This window comes from Micromonospora sp. NPDC049139, from assembly GCF_055586845.1.
Window position 1 is genome coordinate 37572 of record NZ_JBVJHK010000009.1, and the last position, 20943, is coordinate 58514.

Below are 20943 nucleotides of genomic sequence, written 5' to 3' on the forward strand. Positions count from 1 at the left end.
GCCTTCCGTGGATCTCGGAGCGTGGTGGATCAGGCGGCCGACGGGCCGACGTTGGTCCGCGAGCCGACCACGTCGAGGACGTGGGCCACCGCGTCGGCGATCGGCACCCCGTTGCGCTGCGAGCCGTCCCGGTAGCGGAACGAGACCGTGCCGGCCGCCACGTCGTCGTCGCCGGCGATCACCATGAACGGGATCTTCTGCTGCTGGGCGTTGCGGATCTTCTTCTGCATCCGGTCGTCGCCCGCGTCGACCTGGGCGCGGATGCCCTCGGCCCGCAGCGCGGCGACGAAGCCGTGCAGGTAGTCGGTGTGGTCCTCGCGGATCGGGATGCCGACCACCTGCACCGGCGCCAGCCAGGCCGGGAAGGCGCCCGCGTAGTGCTCGGTGAGCACCCCGAAGAAGCGCTCGATCGAGCCGAAGAGCGCCCGGTGGATCATCACCGGCTGCTGCCGGCTGCCGTCGGCGGCCTGGAACTCCAGCCCGAACCGCTCCGGCAGGTTGAAGTCGACCTGGATGGTGGACATCTGCCAGGTCCGGCCGATCGCGTCCTTGGCCTGCACCGAGATCTTCGGGCCGTAGAAGGCCGCGCCGCCCGGGTCCGGCACCAGGTCCAGACCGGACTCCTCGGCGGCCGAGCGCAGCGCCTCGGTGGCCCGCTCCCAGTTCTCGTCGGTGCCGACGGACTTCTCCGGGTTGCGGGTGGACAGCTCCAGGTAGAAGTCGTCCAGGCCGTAGTCGCGCAGCAGGTCCAGCACGAACGACAGCAGCGACTTCAGCTCGCCCGCCATCTGCTCCTGCGTGCAGTAGATGTGCGCGTCGTCCTGGGTCATGCCGCGCACCCGGGTCAGGCCGTGCACCACACCGGACTTCTCGAACCGGTAGACCGAGCCGAACTCGAACAGCCGCAGCGGCAGCTCCCGGTAGGACCGCCCCCGGGACCGGAAGATCAGGTTGTGGAACGGGCAGTTCATCGGCTTGAGGTAGTAGTTGGCGCCCTCCATCTCCATGGGCGGGTACATGCCGTCGGCGTACCACTGCAGGTGCCCGGAGGTCTCGAAGAGCTGCGCCTTGGTGATGTGCGGGGTGTTGACGAACTCGTACCCCGCCTCCTCGTGCCGGCGGCGCGAGTAGTTCTCCAGCTCGCGGCGGATGATGCCGCCCTTGGGGTGGAAGACCGCCAGGCCGGAGCCGATCTCGTCGGGGAAGCTGAACAGGTCGAGGTCCGCGCCGAGCTTGCGGTGGTCGCGCCGGGCGGCCTCCTCCAGCAGCTTCAGGTACGCCTTCAGCTCGTCCCGGGTCGGCCAGGCGGTGCCGTACACCCGCTGGAGCTGCGGGTTCTTCTCCGACCCGCGCCAGTACGCGGCGGCCGAGCGCATCAGCTTGAACGCGCCGATCAGCCGGGTGTTCGGCAGGTGCGGGCCGCGGCACAGGTCCGACCAGCAGACCTTGTCCTCCGTCGCGGCGAGGTTGTCGTAGATGGTCAGCTCGCCGCCGCCCACCTCCATCACCTCGGAGGTGTCCAGCCCCTCTCCCTTGACGTCGATCAGCTCCAGCTTGAACGGCTCGGCGGCCAGCTCGGCCTTCGCCTCGTCCAGGCTGCCGAAGCGGCGACGGCGGAACCGCTGGCCGGACTTGATGATCTCCTGCATCCGCTTCTCGAGCTTGCCGAGGTCGTCCGGCTGGAACGGCTTGTCGACCGCGAAGTCGTAGTAGAAGCCGTTCTCGATGGGCGGGCCGATGCCGAGCTTGGCCTCGGGGAAGACGTCCTGCACGGCCTGGGCGAGCACGTGCGCGGTGGAGTGCCGCAGCACGTTGAGCCCGTCCGGGGAGTCGAGGCCGACCGGCTCGACCTCGGTGTCGACCTGCGGCGACCAGTCCAGGTCACGCAGCTGGCCCTGCGGGTCGCGGACCACGACGACCGCCTTCGGGCCGGCCGCGGGCAGCCCGGCCGCGGCCACCGCGTCGGCCGCCGTGGTCCCGGCGGCGACGACGACGGGGTCGGCCACGGCGGGGGTACGGGGTGCGGACACGGTCACTCCTCCAGCAGACGGTACGGATGACGCCGAACGTTCGGCTCCTGCGATGCTATCGGTCGCCCCCGCCGGCACGGTCGGCGACGCCACCGCCCCCGCGACCCGTGGGACGCCGGCCCCGGCGCCCGCCCGACCGGCGGGAAGGGTCAGGCGGACCAGTCCGGCAGCGGCTCGCGGGCGGCCAGCCAGTCAGCGGGCACCCCGCCAGGGGTGCCCACCCCGGTGTGCGCGGCCACCACCGACCCGACGATGGCGGCGGTGGTGTCCACGTCCCCGCCCGCCTCGACGCAGGCGCCGATCGCCGCCGGGTAGTCGTCCAGGTGCACGGCCGCCACCCAGCAGGTGAAGGCGACGGTGTCCTGGGCGGTGACCCGGGAGCCGTTGCCGAGCACGTCGACGGCCTCGCGCAGCGGCCGGTCGAGCAGGTCGGCGGCCCGGCGTACGCCCCGGTGCACCTCGGTGGCCGGGTCCAGCGCGGCGGCCACCCCGGCGAGCAGCCGGCGCGGGGGCGGCCGGTGGCCGTCCAGCCGGCCCCGGGCGGCCAGCGAGGCGGCCACCGCCACCGCGACCGCCCCGGCGATGCCCTCCGGGTGCGCGTGGGTCACCTCGGCCGACGCCCCTGCCTGCGCCGCCGCCCGGGCGGTCGAGTCGGCGAACCACGCGCCCAGCGGACCGACCCGCATCGCCGCGCCGTTGCCGCACGAGCCCTGCCCGTCGAAGGCGGCGGCGGCCGCCACCGGCCACGGCGTGCCCGTGCGGATCAGCCGCAGGATCGTCACGGCACCCGGCCCGTACCCCCGGTAGGGCTCGCAGCGCTCGGCGAAGGCCATGGCGAGGGCGTCCCGGTCGATGGTGCCCGCCGCGGCGAGGGCGGCGACCACCGAGCAGGCCATCTCGGTGTCGTCGGTCCACTCCCAGGGCGCCGGGGGAAGCCTGCCGGCGGCCAGGTCGGCCGGGTGCCGGCCGGGGACGAAGAACTGCGAGCCGAGCGCGTCGCCGACCGACAGGCCGGCGAGCGAGTCCCGGGCGAGCGCGAGGCGGGTGTCGGCAAAGAGCGTGAAGGACATCGTTGTACCAGCTTGCCCGGTTCGCAGGTGCGCCGCAACGCGATCAACTTGCCACCCCGAGTACCGTCTTGGCGTGGCCACCGTGCTCCTGGTCGAAGACGATCACGTCGTACGCGGCGCGATGCTGCGGTCCCTCGCCGACCGGGGGCACGCCGTGCACGCCGTGGGCACCGCGCTGGACGCGCTGCGCCGCGTGGCCGCCGAGACCCCCGACCTGGTGGTGCTCGACCTCGGCCTGCCCGACCTCGACGGCTCGGACGCGCTGCGGATGCTGCGCGGCATCACCGACGTGCCGATCATCATCGCCACCGCGCGCGACGACGAGCAGTCCGTGGTCCGGCTGCTGCGCGCCGGGGCCGACGACTACATGGTCAAGCCGTTCACCGGCGCGCACCTCGACGCCCGGATCACCACGGTGCTGCGCCGGGCCGGGCGGGCCAGCCGGGCGGTGCAGCCGGCCGTGCACAGCGTCGGCGGGCTGCGGGTGGACGTCGGGGAGCGCAGCGCCCACCTCGACGGCGAGCCGTTGGCGCTGACCCGCAAGGAATTCGACCTGTTGGCGTATCTCGCCGCACGTCCGGGCCGGGTAGTGTCCCGCCGGGAACTTCTGGAGGAGGTATGGCGGCAGCCGTCGGTCGGCGAGGACCAGACCATCGACGTTCACCTTTACTGGCTACGTCGCAAAATGGGCGAGTCCGCGGCGAAGCCGCGCTACCTGCGCACCGTGCGGGGGGTCGGCTTCCGGCTGGTGGCACCGGACTGAGGGCGTCGCTGGCCCGTCTCACGGCCGGCATGTGCGCCCTGGTCGCGTTCGCCTTCCTCGTCCCGCTCGCCACCGGCCTCGGTGACCGGGCCCGCGAGGAGGCCATCGCGGATGCCGCCCGCCGCAGCGCGCTGGTGACCGGGGCGCTCGCGGTCAGCACCGATCCCGCCGTGGTGCAGCGCGCCGTGGCCGCCAGCGGCGACGACCCGGCCACCCGGCCCGTCGTACACGGCCTCGGGACGGACGGGCCCGCGGGCCGGGCCGGCGGCGCGGACCTGGAGCGGGCCCGGGCCGAGCGGCGCTCCGTGGTCGTCGACGTCGACGGCGGGGTGCTCCGGCTCGACCCGGCGGTGCTCGGCGACCGCACCGCCGTGGTGGAGGTCTTCGTGCCCGAGTCGGCGCTGGACGAGGGCGCCGGCGGCCGGTGGCTGCTGCTGCTCGGGGTGGCCGCCGCGCTGGTGGGCGCGGCGGTGCTGGTGGTCGACCGGGTCGCCGCCCGCGCGGTCGACTCGGCCCGGGGGCTGGTCAGGGCCGCGCTCGCGATCGGCGACGGCGACCTGGCCGTACGCGTCGAGCCCAGCGGCCCGCGCGAGCTGGCCGAGGCCGGGTACGCCTTCAACCGGATGGCCGACCGGATGGTCGCGGCGCGCACCGACGAGCGGGAGCTGGTCGCCGACCTGTCGCACCGGCTGCGCACCCCGCTGACCGTGCTCCGGCTGGACGCCGAGGCGCTGGAGTCCGACGACACCAGCGTGGGCTCGTTCAGCGCGGCGGAGCTTGATCGGCGGCGCGGCATCCGACGGATCCGGCAGGCGATCGTCACCCTCGAGGGCGAGATCGACGTGCTGATCAAGACCACCCGCAAGGCGGTGGCGCACGAGGCGGGGCCGGCGATGTGCGACGTCAGCGAGGTGGTCCGGGACCGGATGGTGTTCTGGGCCGCGCTGGCCGGCGACCAGAACCGCCCGCACCGGGTGACCGGCGCCCAGCTGCGCATCCCGGCGCCGGTGCCGCGGGCCGAGCTGGCCGCCGCGCTGGACGCGGTGATCGGCAACGTCTTCCGCTACACGCCGCAGGGCACCGCGTTCGAGGTGGCGGTCTCCCGCCGCGACGGCTACGTGGCCATCCGGATCGACGACGCCGGGCCGGGGATCGCCAACCCCGACCGGGCGCTGCGCCGGGGTGCCAGCGACCAGGGCTCCACCGGGCTGGGGCTGGACATCGCCAAGCGGGTGGCGTTGCAGGCCAACGGCTCGGTGAGCATCGACCGGGCCCGGCTCGGCGGGGCGAGCGTGGTCATGCTCCTCGCCGACCCCGAGGCAACGCCCCGGCAGGTCAGCCGGTTCGGGCTGGTCGGCCGAGCTGTGGGCCGGCGCAAGTCTTCCTTAGATCCGGATTAACCGCGGCGGCCGACCCGTCGCGGACTGGCATGATCTTCCACGAACCCATCAGTTCCACCGGTCACTGCCCCGAGCACCCACCGGCCGGTGGAGCCGTGCGCGCGGTGGGAGCAACGGTCCCCCCACAACCTGCTCCCGCCGCGCGCCACACTTCCTCCCGCCACACCTTCCCGCACGGCGCGCGACGCTCTCCTGCCACGCCGCGCGCCGGCTACCCCGCCCCGCTCAGCGGGTGGCGGCCGCCACGTAGGCGTCGATCTCGGCGCCGATCCGCTGCTTGCCCGCCGGGTCCAGGAAGGAGGCGGTCACCGCGTTGCGGGCCAGCGCGGCCAGCCCCTCCGGCCCCGCGTCGAGCAGCCGGGCCGCGACGGCGTACTCGTCGTTGAGGGTGGTGCCGAACATCGGCGGGTCGTCGGAGTTGATGGTGACCAGCAGGCCGGCGTCGACCAACTGCCGCAACGGGTGCTCGTCGATGGTGGCGACCGCCCGGGTCCGCACGTTGGACGTCGGGCAGACCTCCATGCCGATCCGGTGCTCGGCGAGGTGGGCCAGCAGCTCCGGGTCCTGCGCGGCGGAGATGCCGTGCCCGATCCGCTCCGCGCCCAGGTCGCGCAGCGCGTCCCAGACCGTCTGCGGGCCGGTGGTCTCGCCGGCGTGCGGCACCGAGCGCAGGCCGGCCGCCCGGGCCCGGTCGAAGTACGGCTTGAACTGCGGCCGGGGCACGCCGATCTCCGGGCCGCCCAGGCCGAAGCTGATCAGCCCGTCCGGGCGCTCCTCCAGCGAGATCCGCAGGGTCTCCTCGGCCGCCGGCAGGCCCGCCTCGCCGGGGATGTCGAAGCACCAGCGCAGCTCGATGCCGAAGTCGGCCTCGGCCCGCTTGCGGGCGTCCTCGATCGCCTCGCAGAAGGCCGGGGCGGGGATGCCCCGGTGCACGTGCGAGTAGGGCGTCACGGTCAGCTCGGCGTAGCGGACCTGCTGGCGGGCCAGCTCGCGGGCCACCTCGTGGGTGAGGATCCAGACGTCCTCCTGGTCGCGGATGAGGTCCACGACGCTCAGGTAGACCTCGATGAAGTGCGCGAAGTCACGGAAGGCGAAGTAGTCGGCGAGCGCGGCCGGGTCCGCGGGCACGGGGCTGCGGCCCTCGTGACGGGCGGCCAACTCGGCGACGATCCGGGGCGAGGCGGAGCCGACGTGGTGCACGTGCAGCTCCACCTTGGGCAGTCCGGCGATGAAGGTTTGCAGGTCGGTCACATGTTCTCCTCTGCACGGGCGCCGGTACGGGCGACGATGAAGACGCGTCGGAACGGGAAGTACACCTGACCGTGCCGCACCGGGTACGCCTGCGCGAGGCGTACGCCGAGTTCGGCCCGGAAGTCGGCCCAGCCGGCGGCGTCCAGGGCCGCGCGGACCGGCCGGAGCGCGGTGCCCTCCATCCAGGTCAGCACGGGGTGGTCCGCGTCGGCGCGGGCCGGCAGCAGGTGCACGTAGGTAGTCTCCCAGGCGTCCACGGCGCAGCCGGCACCGGTCAGCAACCCGGCGTAGCTGGTGGCGTCGTCGACCGGGGCCTCGCGCAGCAGCGGAACGAGGTCGGCGCGCCAGGCCGGGCGGCCGGCGACCTCGCGCAGCGCCCGGTGTGAGGGCGCGTCGAAGTTGCCCGGCACCTGCACCGCCAGCCAGGCCCCGCCGGGCAGCTCACGTGCCCAGCGGGCGAGCAGCTCACGATGGCCGGGGACCCACTGCAGCACCGCGTTGCTGACCACCACGTCCACGTCGGATTCCGGCCGCCAGTCCCGGACGTCGCCCACCACGAAGGAGACCGGGGACGCGGTGGCGTGTGCCCGCGCGATCATCTCCACCGAGGAGTCGAGGCCGACGACGCGGCTGTCCGGCCAGCGTCCGGCGAGGACCTCCGTCAGGTTGCCGGGCCCGCAGCCGAGGTCGACCACGACGCGCGGCCGCTCGGCCGGGACCCGCGCGAGCAGGTCGTGGAAGGGCCGGGAGCGCTCGTCGCCGTAGCGCAGGTATGTCGTCGGATCCCACATCGCAGCCTCCCAAACCGTACGTCCGTCTTGTTAACCGTACGGCCCGTGGCGCGGCCTCACAAGCGGGATCACTAGGCTCGGTGGCATGGAGCAGCGGACCTTCCCCCGGCCGGGGTGGCACGTCGGGGTGGTCGGACCGGGCAGCGAGCAGCTCGTCGGACGGTTCCCCGCGGCGGGGATCGACGAAGGGGAATCACGATGAAGGGCTGGCTGCCGCTCACCCTCGGCCTGCTCGCCGTGGTCGTAGGGGCGGTCTGGACGGTGCAGGGCCTCGGCTACGTCGAGGGCAGCCTGATGACCGACCAGCGGATCTGGGCGATCCTCGGGCCACTCGTCGTCCTGATCGGACTCGCCCTGCTCTGGTCCGGGCTGCGCGCCCGCCGACGCCGCTGAGCGGCCCCCACGCTCCCGCCCCCGGCCCCGGCGCGCCGACCGTGCCCGGGATACGCGGAAAGCCCCGCATCCCGGGCGGGATACGGGGCTTCACTGGTGATCCGGGCGTCGGATCATCCACTGGTCGGCGACTGCCGACCGGCAGTGCTCAGATGGGGCGGACCTGCTCGGCCTGCGGACCCTTCTGACCCTGGGCGATCTCGAACTCCACCCGCTGGTTCTCCTCCAGCGTGCGGTAGCCGCTGGTCTGGATGGCCGAGAAGTGGACGAACACGTCAGCACCCCCGCCGTCGACGGTGATGAAGCCGAAGCCCTTGTCAGCGTTGAACCACTTCACGGTTCCCTGCGCCATGTGTATCTCCTTCTAAAACTGGCGGCCGAGCACGCCGTGCGGCCGATTGGCCGTTTTCGAGCAGCGGTGCCTGAGGCGGCCCCCATTGAAGGAGACTTCTCTCAACCCACGCCATCTCTCAACAGCGTGGAACAGCAAACCACGTACGCAAAAACTCTGCACAGCCTACCCGACGAAATTCTCCGACATGTGACCTGACGGATGCCGAAGATCCGCTGGGTGGGCGCTTACCGCCGTGCGAAAGGCCCCCTCACCGCCACGGCGAGGGGGCCTTCGGCGAAAGCCGGGTCAGTCCGGCCAGTGCCCGGTCAGCCGGCGTACGCCCACCGCGCCGCCCCGGTCGACGGCGGCCCGGACGACCGCGAAGATGGCGCCCTGCAAGGCCGCCGCCGCCAGGATCTCGCCCCAGCCGCGCTCCTCGTCGGTGGCGCTGGGCGCCTCGCCGTCGCCCGCCGTCACCTTCCACACCTGCCGGAAGATCATGCCCGCGACCGCACCGGCGGCGATGCCCATCAGCACGCCGACCGGCTTGTACGCGGCCCTCCCGATGTTCCTGCTCACCTGCGCCTCCCCCGGACGATCAACAGCACGATAGCGGCGGCCACCGCGCCGGCCGCGAGGGCCACGAACGGCGCCGGGTTGCGCCGGACGACCGCGCCCGTCTCCTGCGCCTGCCCTCGCGCGAGCTGCGCCTTCTGCGCCGCCTGCCCGCGCACCCGGGCCACGGTCTGCGCGGCCTGCTCCCGCATCCGCTCCTTCGCCTGGTCGGCGGAGGACCTCAGCCGCGCCTTGACGTCGGCCTTGGCGGCGAGCGCCTCCATGGTCTCGCCCAACTCGACCCGGGTCCGCCGGATCTCCTCCCGGAGGGCCTCGGTGTCGCCGGTGCCCCGGCCGTTGCCCGTCGTCATGCCCGCCCCCTGTCCTTCACCGCGGCGGCGACGGTGTCGACGTCGGCCCGGACGCTGCGCACCGTGGCCGCCGGCACCGGCGGGACCGCCTGGCTGACCTGCTTCTTGCCCACCAGGGCGAGGACGCCGGCCATCACGAAGAGCACCACCGCGACGATCAGGGCCGCGGCCCAGGCCGGCAGCACCAGATCGAGCAGCAGGATCGCGGTGGCGACCAGGGCGCCCAGGCCGTAGAGCGCCAGCGCCCCGCCGCCGCCGAAGAGGCCGATGCCGATGCCGGCATGCTTGCCCTTCTGGGTCAGCTCCGCGCGGGCCAGGGCCAGCTCGTCGCGGACCAGGCGGGAGACCTGCTCCGTGGCCCGCTGCACCAGCTCGGCGGTGGACGGCTCGCTCCCGTCGCGGGATGTGCGGGCGTTCGCCACGTCAGCCATGCTGTCCTCCTTTCATCATCACCGCGCTGTATGCCCGGAGTCGCCGCCCGTCAATCCTTCGCGCGGCGGCCGGTGAGCCCGGCCGCCGCGTCCCCCGTGCCGGCGGACGGCGCGCGGGAGGAGGTGCAGAAGCGTCGCGCAGCAGGTCCCCACGAAACGCCCGGTCAAACTTCCCGAGCCAGCGCACTCCGCCCGGTCACCCCACGAGGCACAACCCCACCCACACCTCCAACCGCCCCCACCCCCCACAGGTCACGACCCTCCCACCCCCGCCCCCACCCGGCCTCGCGATCTTGCACTTTCCGCCCCGGCAAAGCGGACGTTCTCCGCATTCGGAGGGCACAAAGCGCAAGATCGCGGGGGCGGGGGCGGGGCGGGGGCGGGGGCGGGGGCGGGGGTCAGCGGCGGGTTTCGGCGGGCTCGTCGGGGCCGACGAACGCCTCGCTGCGGGCGTCGCCGTCGTCGCTGCCGCCGAAGACCCGGGCGTCGTCGGGCACCTCGCCGTCGGCGAGGCGGCGCACCGGCCGGCGGGGTCGTACCCACTGCCACGGCAGGTTGCTCTCCGCGTCGCCGATCTCGGTACGCATCCGGGGCATCGCGGTCGGCCGCTGGTCCCGGATCCAGGCGACCAGGTGCTCGCGGACCAGGCAGCGCAGGTCCCACAGGCTGCCGGCGTCGGCCGCGCTGACCAGGGCGCGCACCTTGATCATGCCGCCGGTCGCGTCGGTCACCTGGAGCACGCAGACCCGGCCGTCCCACAGGTCGGTGCTCTCCACCAGGCGACGCAGCTCCTCCCGCATGGCCTGCACCGGGATCGCCCAGTCGACGTCGAACTCGGCGGTGCCCAGCACGGCCGCCTCCGTGCGGGTCCAGTTCTGGAAGGGCTTGGTGGTGAAGTACGAGGTGGGCAGGATCAGCCGGCGGTCGTCCCAGATCTGCACCACCACGTAGCTGAGGGTCAGCTCCTCGATCCGGCCCCACTCCCCCTCGACCACCACCACGTCGTCGAGGCGCACCGCGTCGCTGAAGGCGAGCTGGAGGCCGGCGAAGACGTTGCCCAGCAGGCTCTGCGCGGCGAGCGCGGCGACCACACCGACGACACCGGCGCTGGTCAGCACGCCGGCACCGATGCCGCGTACGGCCGGGAAGGTCATCAGCATGACGCCGACCGCCAGGACGACGATCACCGCGATGGTCAACCGGCGCAGCAGCACCACCTGGGTCCGCACCCGCCGCGCGTGCCGGTTGTCCGGCACGTCCACCCGGAACCGGGCGAGCGCCGTGTCCTCCGCCACCACGAGCAGCGAGGCGACCAGCCAGGCGACGCTCGCGATCACGCCGAGCACCAGCGCGTGCAGCAGCACCTGCCGCCACTGCTCGCCGACCGCGTAGCCGGTGCTGAAGCGGACGGCGAACTGGACGGCGAGGACCGTGGCGGCGACCTGGATCGACCGGTGCGCGTGCTCGGTGAGCTCGGTCAGCAGCAGCGAGCGCCGGCCGAGCCGCCGGACCACGCGATGCACGACCTCGACGACGAACAGGGCGATCGCCGCCGCGGCGAGCGCGGCGACGATCGTCCCGAGGTAGCTCTGCACAGGTTCTCTCCTCCTCCGGACCGGGCGGCCTGTTTCGGGGCAAAGGCCCAATAGTGCCCGACGGCCCCGGAATCGACCAGGCTCAGACCTTGCGGTACCGGGACTGGAGGAAGCAGAACAGGCCGAAGGCGGCGATGCCGAGGGCCACGAGGGTGAGCAGCAGTTGACCGTACGACTGTTCGCGCAGCGTGTGCAGCGCCGCGTCCAGGCCCCGGGCCTTCTCCGGGTCGTAGTTGACGGCGGCCAGGATGATCAGCAGGCCGGCAATGCCGTACGCGACGCCCTTGGCGACGTAGCCGGCGACGCCGAGCCGGCGGGCGAGCTGGCGGGTCCGCGGGCTCATCTCACCGCTCCTGAGATGCTTCTCGAAGCGCTTGACCAGCCCGTAGATCACCAGGCCGACACCGATCGCGGCGAGCACGAGCCCGGCCAGGCCGACCAGCCAGCGACCGCCGGAGGACTCCATCGCCCGGCCGGTCAGCGCCTCCTGCTGGTCGGCGCTGTTCGAGCCGGCGTCGGAGAAGACCTTGACGGCTGTCCAGGCGAAGTAGAGGTAGACGAGGGTCCGGCCGAGCGAGGCCAGCCGCTCCCAGACCCGCTCCTTGCCGCGCTCGGCGCGGTGCCCGACCGCTGCCTCCAGCGCCTGCCAGATCGCCATGGCGAAGAGGCCGACCGCGATGGTGACGACGAGGAACCTGCCCAGCGGCTGGGCGGCGATGGTGCGCAGCGCGCCGGACTGGTCGCCGTCGTCGGCGGGCTTCCCGAACGCGATCTGCAGCGCCAGCCAGGCGAACAGGAGGTGCACGATGCCGTAGCCGATGAAACCGGCCCGGGCCAACAGTTCGAGCCACCGGCTGTGCGCCGTACGGGAGGCGGTGGCTTCGGCGTTCCGGGTGAGTGACATGGCGCCACAATCTCCGAATGCGAAGATCCCCAAACGTCGGCCACCGCCGCCCCGGGCGGGTCAGTTGCCGGCGGTCGCCACCCGGATCTTGACCTCCTGGTCGGTGACGCTGTCCAGCGTCACGGAGAAGCCGCCGACGTCGGTGGCCTGCTGGCCGGTGGTCAGCGTCAGCTGCTCGCCGGCGACCTCGACGGTCACCTGGTCGCCCTGCGCGCCGACCAGCTTGGCCTCCACGCCGAGGATGGTGGTGCTGGCCTCGACGCCGCGGTCGAAGGTGACCGTGCAGGCGTTCAGGCCGCAGTCGGTGGAGGCGCCCTCGGAGCTGCAACCGGCCAGCAGGGCGACGCCGAGCGCCAGGCCGGCCAGCAGGCCGGCGGCCCGGCGGGTGGGGGTCAGCGGGGAGTAAACGCGTCGGTTCGTCACGCGGCCAAGGGTACGAGACGACCGCGACCCCGGCACTGTGATGATCATCCGCCCAGGTGGCGGCGCCGTGGCGACCGGGCGCGCCACGGTTCCAGGCGGCGGGGCTGCGGGACAGCGGCGGGGCGGTGCGCGCCAGCATCCACCACTACAACACCCCGGACGAGGTGGACCGGTTGCTCGCCGAACTGGACCGGCTCGCCGGTGGCGGGGGGAGAATGGGCGGGTGAGCACCCTGGTCGAGGACAACCCCGCCAAGCGCCGGTTCGAGATCCTGGTCGACGACGCGCTGGCCGGGTTCACCGCGTACCTGCCGCGCGGCGAGGTGCTGGTCTTCACCCACACCGAGGTGGACCCGAAGTTCCAGAACATGGGCGTCGGCGCGACGCTGGTCCGGGACACCCTCGACCAGCTCCGCGAGCGCGGCACGGGAGTGGTGCCGCGCTGCCCGTTCATGGCCGCCTTCATCGACCGCCACCCCGAGTACGCCGACCTGGTCGTCCCCGAGGCTTGACGTTCTCCCCGTCCTAAAGGACGGGGATTCCCTCCGCGCTGCGCGCGGAACAGCGCGCAGCGCCTGGGTGGATTCCTGCTTCTCGGCGCGGTGCCGGCACGGGTGCCGGTCTTACCTGCGCTCCACAGGCGTTTGAGTTGTCCCAGCGTCCCTGGGCCAACACGTTCTTGGCCGCGTTTATGTCCCGGTCGTGGACCGCGCCGCACGGGCAGGTCCACGATCGGACGGACAGCGGCTTCGGTCCGTCGAGGCGTCCGCACGCAGAGCAGGTCTGCGACGTGGGCGCGAACCGGTTGATCTTGCCGAAGATGCGCCCGGCGCGGGCGGCCTTGTACTCCAGCATCCCGACGAAAGACGCCCAGCCCGCATCGTGCACGGACTTCGCGAGCCGGGTCCGGCCGAGACCGACCACACAGGTCCTCGACGTACACCGCTTGGTTCTCGCGGACGATCCGAGTCGAGAGCTTGTGCTGCCAGTCCCGGCGCGTGTCGGCCACCCTCGCATGCGCGCGGGCGACCTTGACCACGGCCTTCCTACGGTTGGCCGAGCCCTTGGCCTTGCGGGAAAGGTCCTGCTGCAACCGGCGCAGCTTACGGGCCGCGCGGCGCCCGAACTTCGGCGCGGCGACCTTCGTGCCGTCGGACAGCACGGCGAAATGCGTCAGCCCGAGGTCGATACCCACCTCGGACCCGGCCGGCGGCAACGGCGAGTCGTCCACCTGCACGACGAACGAGGCGAAATACCGGCCTGCCGCGTCCTGGATGATCGCCACCGAGGACGGTTCGGCCGGAAGCGGACGTGACCAGCGCACGTGCAGGTCACCGATCTTCGGCAGCCGCAGCCGGCCGTTGTCCAACACCGCGAACCGGCTGTTCTTGGTGAAGCGGATCGCCTGCCGGTTGTCCTTGCGGGACCGCAACCGCGGCGGCGCAACCTGACGGCCCTTGCGCCTGCCCGTGACCGAGGCGAAAAAGTTGCGGTAGGCGGTGTTCAGGTCCGCGAGAGCCTGCTGCAACACCACCGCCGAGACCTCACCCAGCCACGCCCGTTCCGGGGTGCGCTTGGCCTCGGTGATGACCTGCCTGGACAACTCGCCGTCCGACAGGTACGGCAAACCCTGCTCACGGGCCTGCTGACGCGCGCGCAGCCCGTCATTGAACACCACCCGCGCACACCCGAACGCCCGCGCCAACGCTTCCCGCTGGCCGGGCGTCGGATAGACACGGTAGTTGTACCGCAGCTGCACACCGGACAAGCTAGCGTTGACCTACGACGATGTCGGCAGCGTTCGCACTGGCAGACACTGCATCTTCGCCCTACACGCCCACTTGGTCCTCGTGACCAAGCTCCGACACAACGTATTCACCGACCGACACCTGACCCGCATGGAAGAGATCATGCGGGGTTGTCTGCGCCGACTACGAGTACGAACTGGCCGAGTACAACACTGAGGCCGAACATGTGCACCTGCAGGTCAACCTCCCGCCCAAGGCCGCCCTCACCCGGCTGGTGAACAGCATCAATGGCGCATCATCCCGCCGGATGCATCAAGAGCCTCCCGACCATGTCCGCCACCACTACCGAACCAACAAGCTCTGGACGGCCCCGTACATCGCAGGCCCCCGCCGGCGACGCACCCCTGACAGCCTTTCACCAGCACATCGAGCAGCAGAACAAGCCGGGTTAGAGCACGCTCGGGCGCAGCCGGCCCTCCCACAGGGGCCTTCACCCCGCCTAAAAGGGGCGGAGCACTGGTCCGCATCTTGGTAGCGGGGGCGACCAGGTCGGTCGGCGACGTCGGCAGGGCGACGGGTCAGCGACCGGTCAGCAGCTCGGCGGCGGCCCGGGCGGCGGCCCGGGTGGCACCGTGGGTGGCGACGTGGACGGCACCGGTGACCGCCTCGGGCACGCCCAGCTCGACCACGACCGCGTCCGGGCGGGCGGCCAGCGCGCGGCCCACCGCCGCCCGCACCCAGTCGTGCCGGTGCAGGTCGCGCACCACCAGCACCACGCACCGGCCGGCCGCACCGGCGGTCGGGTCGGCGGGCACGTCGGCCTCGGCGTATCGGGCGGTGGTGGTGCCGGCGAGCAGGTCGGCCAGCGGGGCGGCCAGGCCCCACGGCGTCTCCGGGCCGATCGCGATGTTGCGCGGCGGCTCGAACTCCACCACGTGCGCGGGGCCGGCCAGCGGCAGCGCGCCGACGCCGGCGGGCGCGGTGGTGACCCGCAGCGCCCGGCGGGCGGCGGCCAGCCCGACGGCGGAGCCCTCGACGGAGGGGCGGGGCCGGGGCGGCAGGTCGGCGCGCGCGGTCACCGTCCAGGCGGCGAGCTGACCGACCCGCTTGGCCGCCTCGGCGAGGCGTTCCTCGGGCAGGTCGCCGGCGACGACGGCGGCGACGATGGCGTCCCGCAGCAGCCGCGCCGACTCCTCGTCGGCCCGCTCGCCGCCGATGCAGATCGCGTCGGCCCCGGCCGCGAGGGCACGCACCGTCGCGCCGGCGAAGCCGTACCGGCCGGCGACGGCCCGCATCTCCACCGCGTCCGTGACCACGACGCCGGAGAAGCCCAGCTCGTCGCGGAGCAGCCCGCCCAGGATCCGGCCGCTGAGGGTGGCCGGCAGCTCCGGGTCCAGCGCCGGCACCAGCAGGTGGCCGGTCATCACCGCCTGCACGCCGGCGGCCACGGCGGCCCGGAACGGGGCCAGCTCGACGGCGTCGAGGCGGGCCCGGTCGGCCGCGATCCGGGGCAGGGCGTGGTGCGAGTCGACCCGCGTGTCCCCGTGCCCGGGGAAGTGCTTGGCGCAGGCGGCGACCCCGCCGGCCTGGAGGCCGCGCACCCAGGCGGCGGTGTGCCGGGCGACCAGCGCCGGCTCCGCGCCGAAGGAGCGGACGCCGATCACCGGGTTGGCCGGGTTGGAGTTGACGTCGGCGTCCGGCGCGTAGTCCAGGGTGATCCCGAGCGCGGCGAGGTCGGCGCCGAGGTCGCGGGCGACCTGCTCGGTCAGCGCCGGGTCGTCCACCGCGCCGAGGGCGAAGTTGCCGGGCCGGGAGCTGCCCCGGGCGGACTCGATCCGGGTCACGTCGCCGGCCTCCTCGTCGATGGCGACGACGACGTCGGGGCGCTCGGCGCGCAGGGTGGCGGTCAGCGCGGCCACCTGCTCCGGGTCAACCACGTTGCGGGCGAAGAGCACCACCGAACCGAGCCCCTCGCCGAGCCAGCGGCAGATCCAGGGCGGCGGGGTGGTGCCGACGAAGCCGGGTTGCAGGACGGCGGCGGCCAGGGCCGCCAGGCTTCCGGCGCTCACGCCACCACCTCGGCCCGCCCGGCGCGGGGCGCCACCTGCCGATGCCCCGGCGTCCGGCCGCCGTGCCCGCTCACGCCGGCCCGCCCGCGTGGTGTCTGCTGGTTCGCTCGCTCATGTGGTCGTCGTACCCCCGTCTTCTCCGCGCCCCGGCGGCCCGCCACCGGCGGCGGTGCTGCCATGGTCACATCGCCCGACGAAATAGTCAATAAACCTTACAGTTGCCGTCGGGCGCGGAGCTGGGGACAGTTCGGGGATGGATCCCCTGCTGATGGCCGACGCGACGAGCCCGGCCGACATCCCCGGCGTACGCCTGCTCGGCCTGGTGGTCGGCGGCCTGCTACTGCTCGCCGCGATCCGTGCGATGTTCCGGCGCTGATCCCGCCCGCGCGGCCCGGCCGGTTCCGACGGCGGCCACCGGGGTACCGGCTGCCTCGTTGGGCCCGGTACGACACGGCGAGGGGGAAGCATGAGGATCGGCTATTTCCTGTCCACGGAGGAGTACGCGCCGGCGGAGCTGCTCGAACAGGCGCGCGCCGCGGAGCGGGCCGGCTTCGAGGCGCTCTGGATCTCCGACCACTACCACCCCTGGACGGACGCGCAGGGGCAGAGCCCCTTCGTCTGGTCGGTGATCGGCGCGCTCAGCCAGGTCTGCCGACTCCCGGTCACCACCGCCGTCACCTGCCCGACGGTGCGCGTCCACCCGGCGATCGTCGCCCAGGCGGCGGCCACCAGCGCGGTCATGCACTCCGGCCGGTTCGTGCTCGGGGTGGGCAGCGGCGAGGCGCTCAACGAGCACATCCTCGGCGACGTCTGGCCGCAGACCGACGTCCGACTGGAGATGCTGGAGGAGGCCGTCGCGGTGATCCGCGAACTCTGGCGGGGCGGCTTCGTCAACCACCACGGTCGGCACTACACCGTCGAGCACGCCCGGATCTACACGCTGCCGGACACTCCCCCGCCGATCTACGTGTCGGGCTTCGGCCCGAAGGCAGTCGACCTGGCGGCCCGGATCGGCGACGGTTTCGTCAACACGTCCCCCGACGCCGATCTGGTCCGGCGGTTCCGCGAGGGCGGCGGCGGCGACAAGCCGTGCCAGGCCGGCTTCAAGGCGGCGTACGCGCAGACCGAGGAGGAGGGGATGCGGATCGCGTACGAGCGCTGGCCGAACGCCGGGGTGCCGGGCGAACTGTCCCAGGTGCTGCCCTCGCCGCGGCACTTCGAGCAGGCCGCGGAGCTGGTCCGGCCGGAGATGATGAAGGACGCGTTCGTCTGCGGGCGGGACGCCGACGCACACCTGGCCAAGATCGACGAGTACGCCAAGGCCGGCTTCGACGAGGTCTACGTCGCCAACACGGGGCCGAACTGGCCGGGCCTGCTCGACCTCTACCAACGCGAGGTGTTCCCGCGCCTGCGCTGAGCGGTGTTTCCCCCCGACGGGACAGGTGCCCCGGCCCCGGTCCCCCGGCTCAGTCGGGCGCCGGGGCGATGCCGCGCAGCAGGGTGACGACCAGGTCGTCGACGGTCCGCGCGGGCAGCTCGGCCGGGGCCGGAGCGGCCGGGTCGAGCAGGTGGCCGAGCACCAGGTCGTGACAGACCCCGACGACCAGGGCCGCGACGGCGTCGGGCCGGGCGTCCGGGGCCACCCGGCCGAGCCGCTGCTCCGCCCGCAGGTAGTCGGCCAGCTCCGCGCGCACCGAGCCGCCCGCGGCGGGACTGGGCAGCTCCGCGAAGCGGGCGAGCACCCGGGGCTGGTGCAGCAGCCCGGTGAAGGCCGGCAGGACCGCCGCGTGCAGCGCGAGGGCCCGGGTCAGGTGCGCGCGCAGGTTCGCCCCGACCGTCCCGGTGCCCGGCTCCGGCGCCGGCCCGCCCGCCCGCTCCTCGGCGGCGCGGACGTGGGCGTGCAGCGCGTGCGCGAGCAACTCCTCCTTGTCGGCGAAGTGGTTGTAGAGCACGCCGTCGGCCACGCCGGCGGCCCGGGCGATGTCGCGCACGGTCAACCCGGCCACGCCACGGTCGGCGATCAGCCGCTCCGCCGTGGCGATCAGGTGATCGCGCAGACTCCGGTCGCCGCCCCGCAGGGCCGCCGCTGTCCTGGGTGACATCACCCGAATCGTAGAGACTTCGTCGAAGGCCGGCCGACCGCCCCGGTCAGCCGGGGCGGCGGGCGGTGACCAGCCAGGCGGTGCCGCGCAGGCGTACCGCGTCGGGCTGCTCGTACCGGCGCAGCGCCTCGGTCAGCGCGGCGGTGGCGCGGTCGACGGTCGCCTGGTCCACGCGGTCGAACTGGTGGCGGATCGGCCCCCAGCCGGCCAGGAAGGCCGCGGCGTCGGCGGCGTCCCGTCCCCAGACCTGGGGCGCCTCGACGGCGGCGCAGCCGACGTCGAGGAAGCCGGCCGCGGTGAGTACCCGGTCGACCACCGTCGGGTCGGCCAGCGACAGCGGCTCGGCCACCCCCGTCCCGTCCCCGTCCGGCGGGGGCAGGTGGGCGGCGAGGGCGGCGAGCACCTGGCCGAGGTCACGTCGGCGGATGTCGTCCATGCAGAGGAAGGCGAGGCGACCGCCGGGCCGCAGCGCGCGGCCGATGTTGGCGAAGGCGGCCACCGGGTCGGCGAAGAACATCACCCCGAAGCGGCTCAACGCCACGTCGAACGCCCCTGGCGGGAACGGGTGGACCTGCGCGTCGGCCCGGTGGAACCGGACGTTGTCCACCCGCTCGGCGACGGCCCGGTCCCGGGCCCGCTCCAGCATGGGGGCGGAGAGGTCGACGCCGAGCGCCTCGCCGGCGCCCGCCCGCCCGGCCGCCAGCCGGGTGAGCTGGCCGTTGCCGCAGCCGACGTCGAGGACCCGGTCACCGGGGCGTACGGCCGCCAGCAGGGCCTCGTTGAACCCGCTGTTCACCGCGTCGTAGCGGTCGTGGTGCGCGGCCCAGTGCCGCCCCTCGTAACCGTTCCACGCCTGCGCCTGCTGCTCGTTGACGATCACCGACCACCTCCGGAACGTAGTGAACCGTCGTTCATGAACGAGTGTTCATAGTGGCTGGCGAGGGTCCGGCTGTCAACGGGGCCGGCCGTCGGGCGGATCGTCCGCGCCACCCCGGGCGGCGGTTTCGCCGCTGATCACGGCGGGTACCTCCGGCCCTCGATGAAACTGTCCACGCACTCGACGACCCTGCGCCGCGCGGCCAAGAGCCTCTTCGGCTGGACGGCGCTGCGGCCCCACCAACTGGCCGCCATGCGGGCGGTGATGAAGCGCCGCGACGCCCTGGTGGTGCTGCCCACCGGCGCCGGCAAGTCGGCGATCTACCAGATCCCGGCCAGCCTGATCCCCGGCCCGACCGTGGTGATCTCCCCGCTGCTCGCCCTCCAGCAGGACCAGATCGCGGCCCTCAACGAGCGGCAGCGGCCGGAACTGCGCGCGGTGCGGATCAGTTCCGCCGAGTCGCCCGCCCAGCAGGCCGAGGCGATCGCCGAGATCCGCGACGGACGGGCGGAGTTCCTCTTCATCACCCCGGAGCAGCTCGCCAACCCCGACCGGACGGCCGAGGTGAAGTCGCTGAGGCCGGCGCTGGTGGCGATCGACGAGGCGCACTGCATCTCCGCGTGGGGGCACGACTTCCGCCCGGACTACCTGGCGCTCGGTCACCTCGTCGAGGGCATCGGCCGGCCACCGGTGGTGGCGCTGACGGCAACCGCCTCCCCGCCCGTACGCGACGACATCGTCGCCCGGCTCCGGCTGCGCGAGCCCGAGGTGGTGGTCTCCGGGCTGGACCGGCCGAACCTGTTCCTCGAGGTCGCCCACTGCCCGACGGAGGACTACCGGTGGCGGCGGCTGCTCGCCCTGCTGCGCGACGACACCCGGCCCGGCATCATCTACGTGCCCACCCGGCGCTCCGCCGAGGAGCTGGCGGCCCGGCTCACCGACGCCGGGTTCCCGGCGCAGCACTACCACGGCGGCATGGCGGCCGGCGCCCGCGCCGAACTGCACGAGGCGTTCCTCGCCGACCAGGTGCCGATCATGGTGGCCACCTCGGCGTTCGGGATGGGCATCGACAAGCCCAACATCGCGTGGGTGGTCCACATGGCGCTGCCCGACTCGCCGGACAGCTACTTCCAGGAGATCGGGCGGGCCGGCCGGGACGGCGCGCCGGCGCGGGTGCTGCTGCTCTGGCAGGCCGAGGACGTCGGGTTGCAACGGTTCTTCAGCGGCGGGCTGCCGGACGAGACGGAACTGCGCGACCTGTCCGCGCTGCTGCACAAGCAGGCGCGCACCAAGAAGGAACTGCGCGAGGTCACCGGCCTGGGCCCGCGCAAGCTCGGCCAGTACCTCGCCCTGCTGGAGCAGGTCGGCGCGGCCGAGCCGCGGGCCAGGCAGCGCGTCGGCGCGCCCCGCTACTCCCCCACGCCCGTGGACGCCGCCGCGGCGGCCCTGGCCGAGGCGGAGCGGCAGCAGAGCGTGACCCGGTCGCGCACCGACATGATGCGGGCCTTCGCCGAGACCACCGCTTGCCGGGGGCAGACGCTGCTGGCCTACTTCGGCGAGCAGATGACCAGGGTCTGCGGGCACTGCGACAACTGCCACGCCGGCACCAGCACCGCCGACGACGGCGCGGTCGGGCCGTTCCCGGTGCACAGCCAGGTCCGGCACCCGGAGTGGGGCCCCGGCCTGGTGCTGAGCTACGAGGAGGGCCGGATGACGGTTCTCTTCGACGAGGTGGGGTACAAGACGCTGTCCGTCAGCGTGGTGTCCGAACAGGGCCTGCTGACCCTCGACTAGCCTGAGCCGGGCACCGCTGGCGGGGCCGTGGACGACGAGCGAT

23 protein-coding genes and 3 pseudogenes are annotated in these 20943 nt (G+C 73.5%); 10 read left to right on the forward strand and 16 right to left on the reverse strand.

Annotated elements, in window-relative coordinates; all coding sequences use genetic code 11:
* Nucleotides 1-29: 29 nt before the first annotated feature.
* A complete protein-coding gene (gene thrS / locus ACZ6Q9_RS17170; protein WP_393269580.1) occupies nucleotides 30-2030 on the reverse strand; it encodes a threonine--tRNA ligase in 2001 nt (666 codons plus the stop codon).
* Nucleotides 2031-2179: 149 nt separating this feature from the next.
* Nucleotides 2180-3100 (reverse strand): ADP-ribosylglycohydrolase family protein, encoded by a 921-nt coding sequence (locus tag ACZ6Q9_RS17175; RefSeq protein ID WP_393456330.1) that lies wholly within the window; start codon nucleotides 3098-3100, stop codon nucleotides 2180-2182.
* A gap of 73 nt (nucleotides 3101-3173) precedes the next feature.
* Between ACZ6Q9_RS17175 and ACZ6Q9_RS17180 the strand changes: the two genes are divergently transcribed.
* Both ACZ6Q9_RS17180 and ACZ6Q9_RS17185 read left to right on the forward strand, forming a co-directional pair.
* The gene (locus tag ACZ6Q9_RS17180) at nucleotides 3174-3863 is read left to right on the forward strand and encodes a response regulator transcription factor (protein ID WP_357452216.1); all 690 of its coding nucleotides are present in this window, start codon (nucleotides 3174-3176) and stop codon (nucleotides 3861-3863) included.
* Nucleotides 3864-3892: 29 nt separating this feature from the next.
* Nucleotides 3893-5263, forward strand: coding sequence for a HAMP domain-containing sensor histidine kinase (locus tag ACZ6Q9_RS17185; RefSeq protein ID WP_393456327.1), 1371 nt, complete (start codon nucleotides 3893-3895; stop codon nucleotides 5261-5263).
* Between the two features lie 225 nt (nucleotides 5264-5488).
* Here ACZ6Q9_RS17185 and ACZ6Q9_RS17190 read toward each other — a convergent pair whose 3' ends face one another.
* Together ACZ6Q9_RS17190 and ACZ6Q9_RS17195 are read right to left on the reverse strand one after the other, a co-directional pair.
* Nucleotides 5489-6514 carry an adenosine deaminase gene (locus tag ACZ6Q9_RS17190; protein WP_393456324.1) on the reverse strand — a complete coding sequence of 342 codons (1026 nt, stop codon included), beginning with the start codon at nucleotides 6512-6514 and terminating at the stop codon, nucleotides 5489-5491.
* Nucleotides 6511-7305, reverse strand: coding sequence for a trans-aconitate 2-methyltransferase (locus tag ACZ6Q9_RS17195; protein ID WP_396830297.1), 795 nt, complete (start codon nucleotides 7303-7305; stop codon nucleotides 6511-6513). Before ACZ6Q9_RS17195 ends, ACZ6Q9_RS17190 begins: the two co-directional genes overlap by 4 nt.
* A 198-nt stretch (nucleotides 7306-7503) precedes the next feature.
* Between ACZ6Q9_RS17195 and ACZ6Q9_RS17200 the strand changes: the two genes are divergently transcribed.
* The gene (locus tag ACZ6Q9_RS17200; RefSeq protein WP_393269566.1) at nucleotides 7504-7698 is read left to right on the forward strand and encodes a hypothetical protein; all 195 of its coding nucleotides are present in this window, start codon (nucleotides 7504-7506) and stop codon (nucleotides 7696-7698) included.
* Between the two features lie 148 nt (nucleotides 7699-7846).
* On the opposite strand, the gene ACZ6Q9_RS17205 is transcribed toward ACZ6Q9_RS17200, so the two are convergent.
* The 7 genes from ACZ6Q9_RS17205 to ACZ6Q9_RS17235 all read right to left on the reverse strand — a co-directional run bounded on the left by ACZ6Q9_RS17205 (nucleotide 7847) and on the right by ACZ6Q9_RS17235 (nucleotide 12311).
* A complete protein-coding gene (locus tag ACZ6Q9_RS17205; RefSeq protein ID WP_007075740.1) occupies nucleotides 7847-8050 on the reverse strand; it encodes a cold-shock protein in 204 nt (67 codons plus the stop codon).
* Nucleotides 8051-8338: 288 nt separating this feature from the next.
* Entirely contained in the window at nucleotides 8339-8599 is a 261-nt protein-coding gene (locus tag ACZ6Q9_RS17210) for a DUF4235 domain-containing protein (RefSeq protein ID WP_393269667.1), read from the reverse strand.
* A gap of 8 nt (nucleotides 8600-8607) precedes the next feature.
* Nucleotides 8608-8958, reverse strand: a complete 351-nt coding sequence (locus ACZ6Q9_RS17215; protein WP_357452201.1) for a DUF3618 domain-containing protein — start codon at nucleotides 8956-8958, stop codon at nucleotides 8608-8610.
* Nucleotides 8955-9389 carry a phage holin family protein gene (locus ACZ6Q9_RS17220; protein WP_357697725.1) on the reverse strand — a complete coding sequence of 145 codons (435 nt, stop codon included), beginning with the start codon at nucleotides 9387-9389 and terminating at the stop codon, nucleotides 8955-8957. The genes ACZ6Q9_RS17215 and ACZ6Q9_RS17220 overlap by 4 nt, the downstream gene beginning before the upstream one ends.
* A 398-nt stretch (nucleotides 9390-9787) precedes the next feature.
* Nucleotides 9788-10984, reverse strand: coding sequence for a mechanosensitive ion channel family protein (locus tag ACZ6Q9_RS17225; protein WP_393269563.1), 1197 nt, complete (start codon nucleotides 10982-10984; stop codon nucleotides 9788-9790).
* Nucleotides 10985-11066: 82 nt separating this feature from the next.
* Complete coding sequence (locus tag ACZ6Q9_RS17230) at nucleotides 11067-11888, reverse strand: DUF1206 domain-containing protein (RefSeq protein WP_393269561.1); 822 nt, start codon at nucleotides 11886-11888, stop codon at nucleotides 11067-11069.
* 60 nt (nucleotides 11889-11948) lie between these two features.
* Entirely contained in the window at nucleotides 11949-12311 is a 363-nt protein-coding gene (locus ACZ6Q9_RS17235) for a hypothetical protein (RefSeq protein WP_396830325.1), read from the reverse strand.
* An 89-nt stretch (nucleotides 12312-12400) separates the two neighbouring features.
* Here ACZ6Q9_RS17235 and ACZ6Q9_RS17240 point away from each other — a divergent pair.
* Both ACZ6Q9_RS17240 and ACZ6Q9_RS17245 read left to right on the forward strand, forming a co-directional pair.
* Nucleotides 12401-12538 (forward strand): annotated as a pseudogene (locus tag ACZ6Q9_RS17240) (cysteine desulfurase-like protein); the annotation flags it as partial.
* Entirely contained in the window at nucleotides 12535-12822 is a 288-nt protein-coding gene (locus ACZ6Q9_RS17245) for a GNAT family N-acetyltransferase (protein ID WP_396830298.1), read from the forward strand. The pseudogene ACZ6Q9_RS17240 and the gene ACZ6Q9_RS17245, both read left to right, overlap by 4 nt.
* Nucleotides 12823-12835: 13 nt before the next feature.
* Here the strand turns inward: ACZ6Q9_RS17245 and ACZ6Q9_RS17250 are convergent, their stop codons facing one another.
* Both ACZ6Q9_RS17250 and ACZ6Q9_RS17255 read right to left on the reverse strand, forming a co-directional pair.
* Entirely contained in the window at nucleotides 12836-13327 is a 492-nt protein-coding gene (locus ACZ6Q9_RS17250; RefSeq protein WP_396830299.1) for an RNA-guided endonuclease InsQ/TnpB family protein, read from the reverse strand.
* Nucleotides 13296-14069: pseudogene (locus ACZ6Q9_RS17255) on the reverse strand (RNA-guided endonuclease InsQ/TnpB family protein); the annotation flags it as partial. The pseudogene ACZ6Q9_RS17255 and the gene ACZ6Q9_RS17250, both read right to left, overlap by 32 nt.
* Before the next feature lie 16 nt (nucleotides 14070-14085).
* Here ACZ6Q9_RS17255 and ACZ6Q9_RS17260 point away from each other — a divergent pair.
* Complete coding sequence (locus ACZ6Q9_RS17260; protein ID WP_396830300.1) at nucleotides 14086-14274, forward strand: transposase; 189 nt, start codon at nucleotides 14086-14088, stop codon at nucleotides 14272-14274.
* Nucleotides 14225-14593, forward strand: a pseudogene (gene tnpA / locus ACZ6Q9_RS17265) (IS200/IS605 family transposase); the annotation flags it as partial. The gene ACZ6Q9_RS17260 and the pseudogene tnpA, both read left to right, overlap by 50 nt.
* 43 nt (nucleotides 14594-14636) lie before the next feature.
* Here tnpA and ACZ6Q9_RS17270 read toward each other — a convergent pair.
* On the reverse strand, nucleotides 14637-16127 hold the full coding sequence (locus ACZ6Q9_RS17270) for a glycoside hydrolase family 3 protein (RefSeq protein ID WP_396830301.1): 1491 nt from the start codon (nucleotides 16125-16127) through the stop codon (nucleotides 14637-14639).
* A gap of 253 nt (nucleotides 16128-16380) precedes the next feature.
* Between ACZ6Q9_RS17270 and ACZ6Q9_RS17275 the strand changes: the two genes are divergently transcribed.
* Together ACZ6Q9_RS17275 and ACZ6Q9_RS17280 are read left to right on the forward strand one after the other, a co-directional pair.
* Entirely contained in the window at nucleotides 16381-16503 is a 123-nt protein-coding gene (locus ACZ6Q9_RS17275; RefSeq protein ID WP_396830302.1) for a hypothetical protein, read from the forward strand.
* A 90-nt stretch (nucleotides 16504-16593) separates the two neighbouring features.
* Nucleotides 16594-17544, forward strand: a complete 951-nt coding sequence (locus ACZ6Q9_RS17280; RefSeq protein WP_396830303.1) for a TIGR03557 family F420-dependent LLM class oxidoreductase — start codon at nucleotides 16594-16596, stop codon at nucleotides 17542-17544.
* Between the two features lie 49 nt (nucleotides 17545-17593).
* On the opposite strand, the gene ACZ6Q9_RS17285 is transcribed toward ACZ6Q9_RS17280, so the two are convergent.
* The gene (locus tag ACZ6Q9_RS17285; protein ID WP_396830304.1) at nucleotides 17594-18229 is read right to left on the reverse strand and encodes a TetR/AcrR family transcriptional regulator; all 636 of its coding nucleotides are present in this window, start codon (nucleotides 18227-18229) and stop codon (nucleotides 17594-17596) included.
* Nucleotides 18230-18275: 46 nt separating this feature from the next.
* On the reverse strand, nucleotides 18276-19109 hold the full coding sequence (locus tag ACZ6Q9_RS17290; protein ID WP_396830305.1) for a class I SAM-dependent methyltransferase: 834 nt from the start codon (nucleotides 19107-19109) through the stop codon (nucleotides 18276-18278).
* 159 nt (nucleotides 19110-19268) lie between these two features.
* Here ACZ6Q9_RS17290 and ACZ6Q9_RS17295 point away from each other — a divergent pair, with 159 nt between their 5' ends.
* A complete protein-coding gene (locus ACZ6Q9_RS17295; protein ID WP_393269542.1) occupies nucleotides 19269-20900 on the forward strand; it encodes a RecQ family ATP-dependent DNA helicase in 1632 nt (543 codons plus the stop codon).
* Nucleotides 20901-20943: the final 43 nt, after the last annotated feature.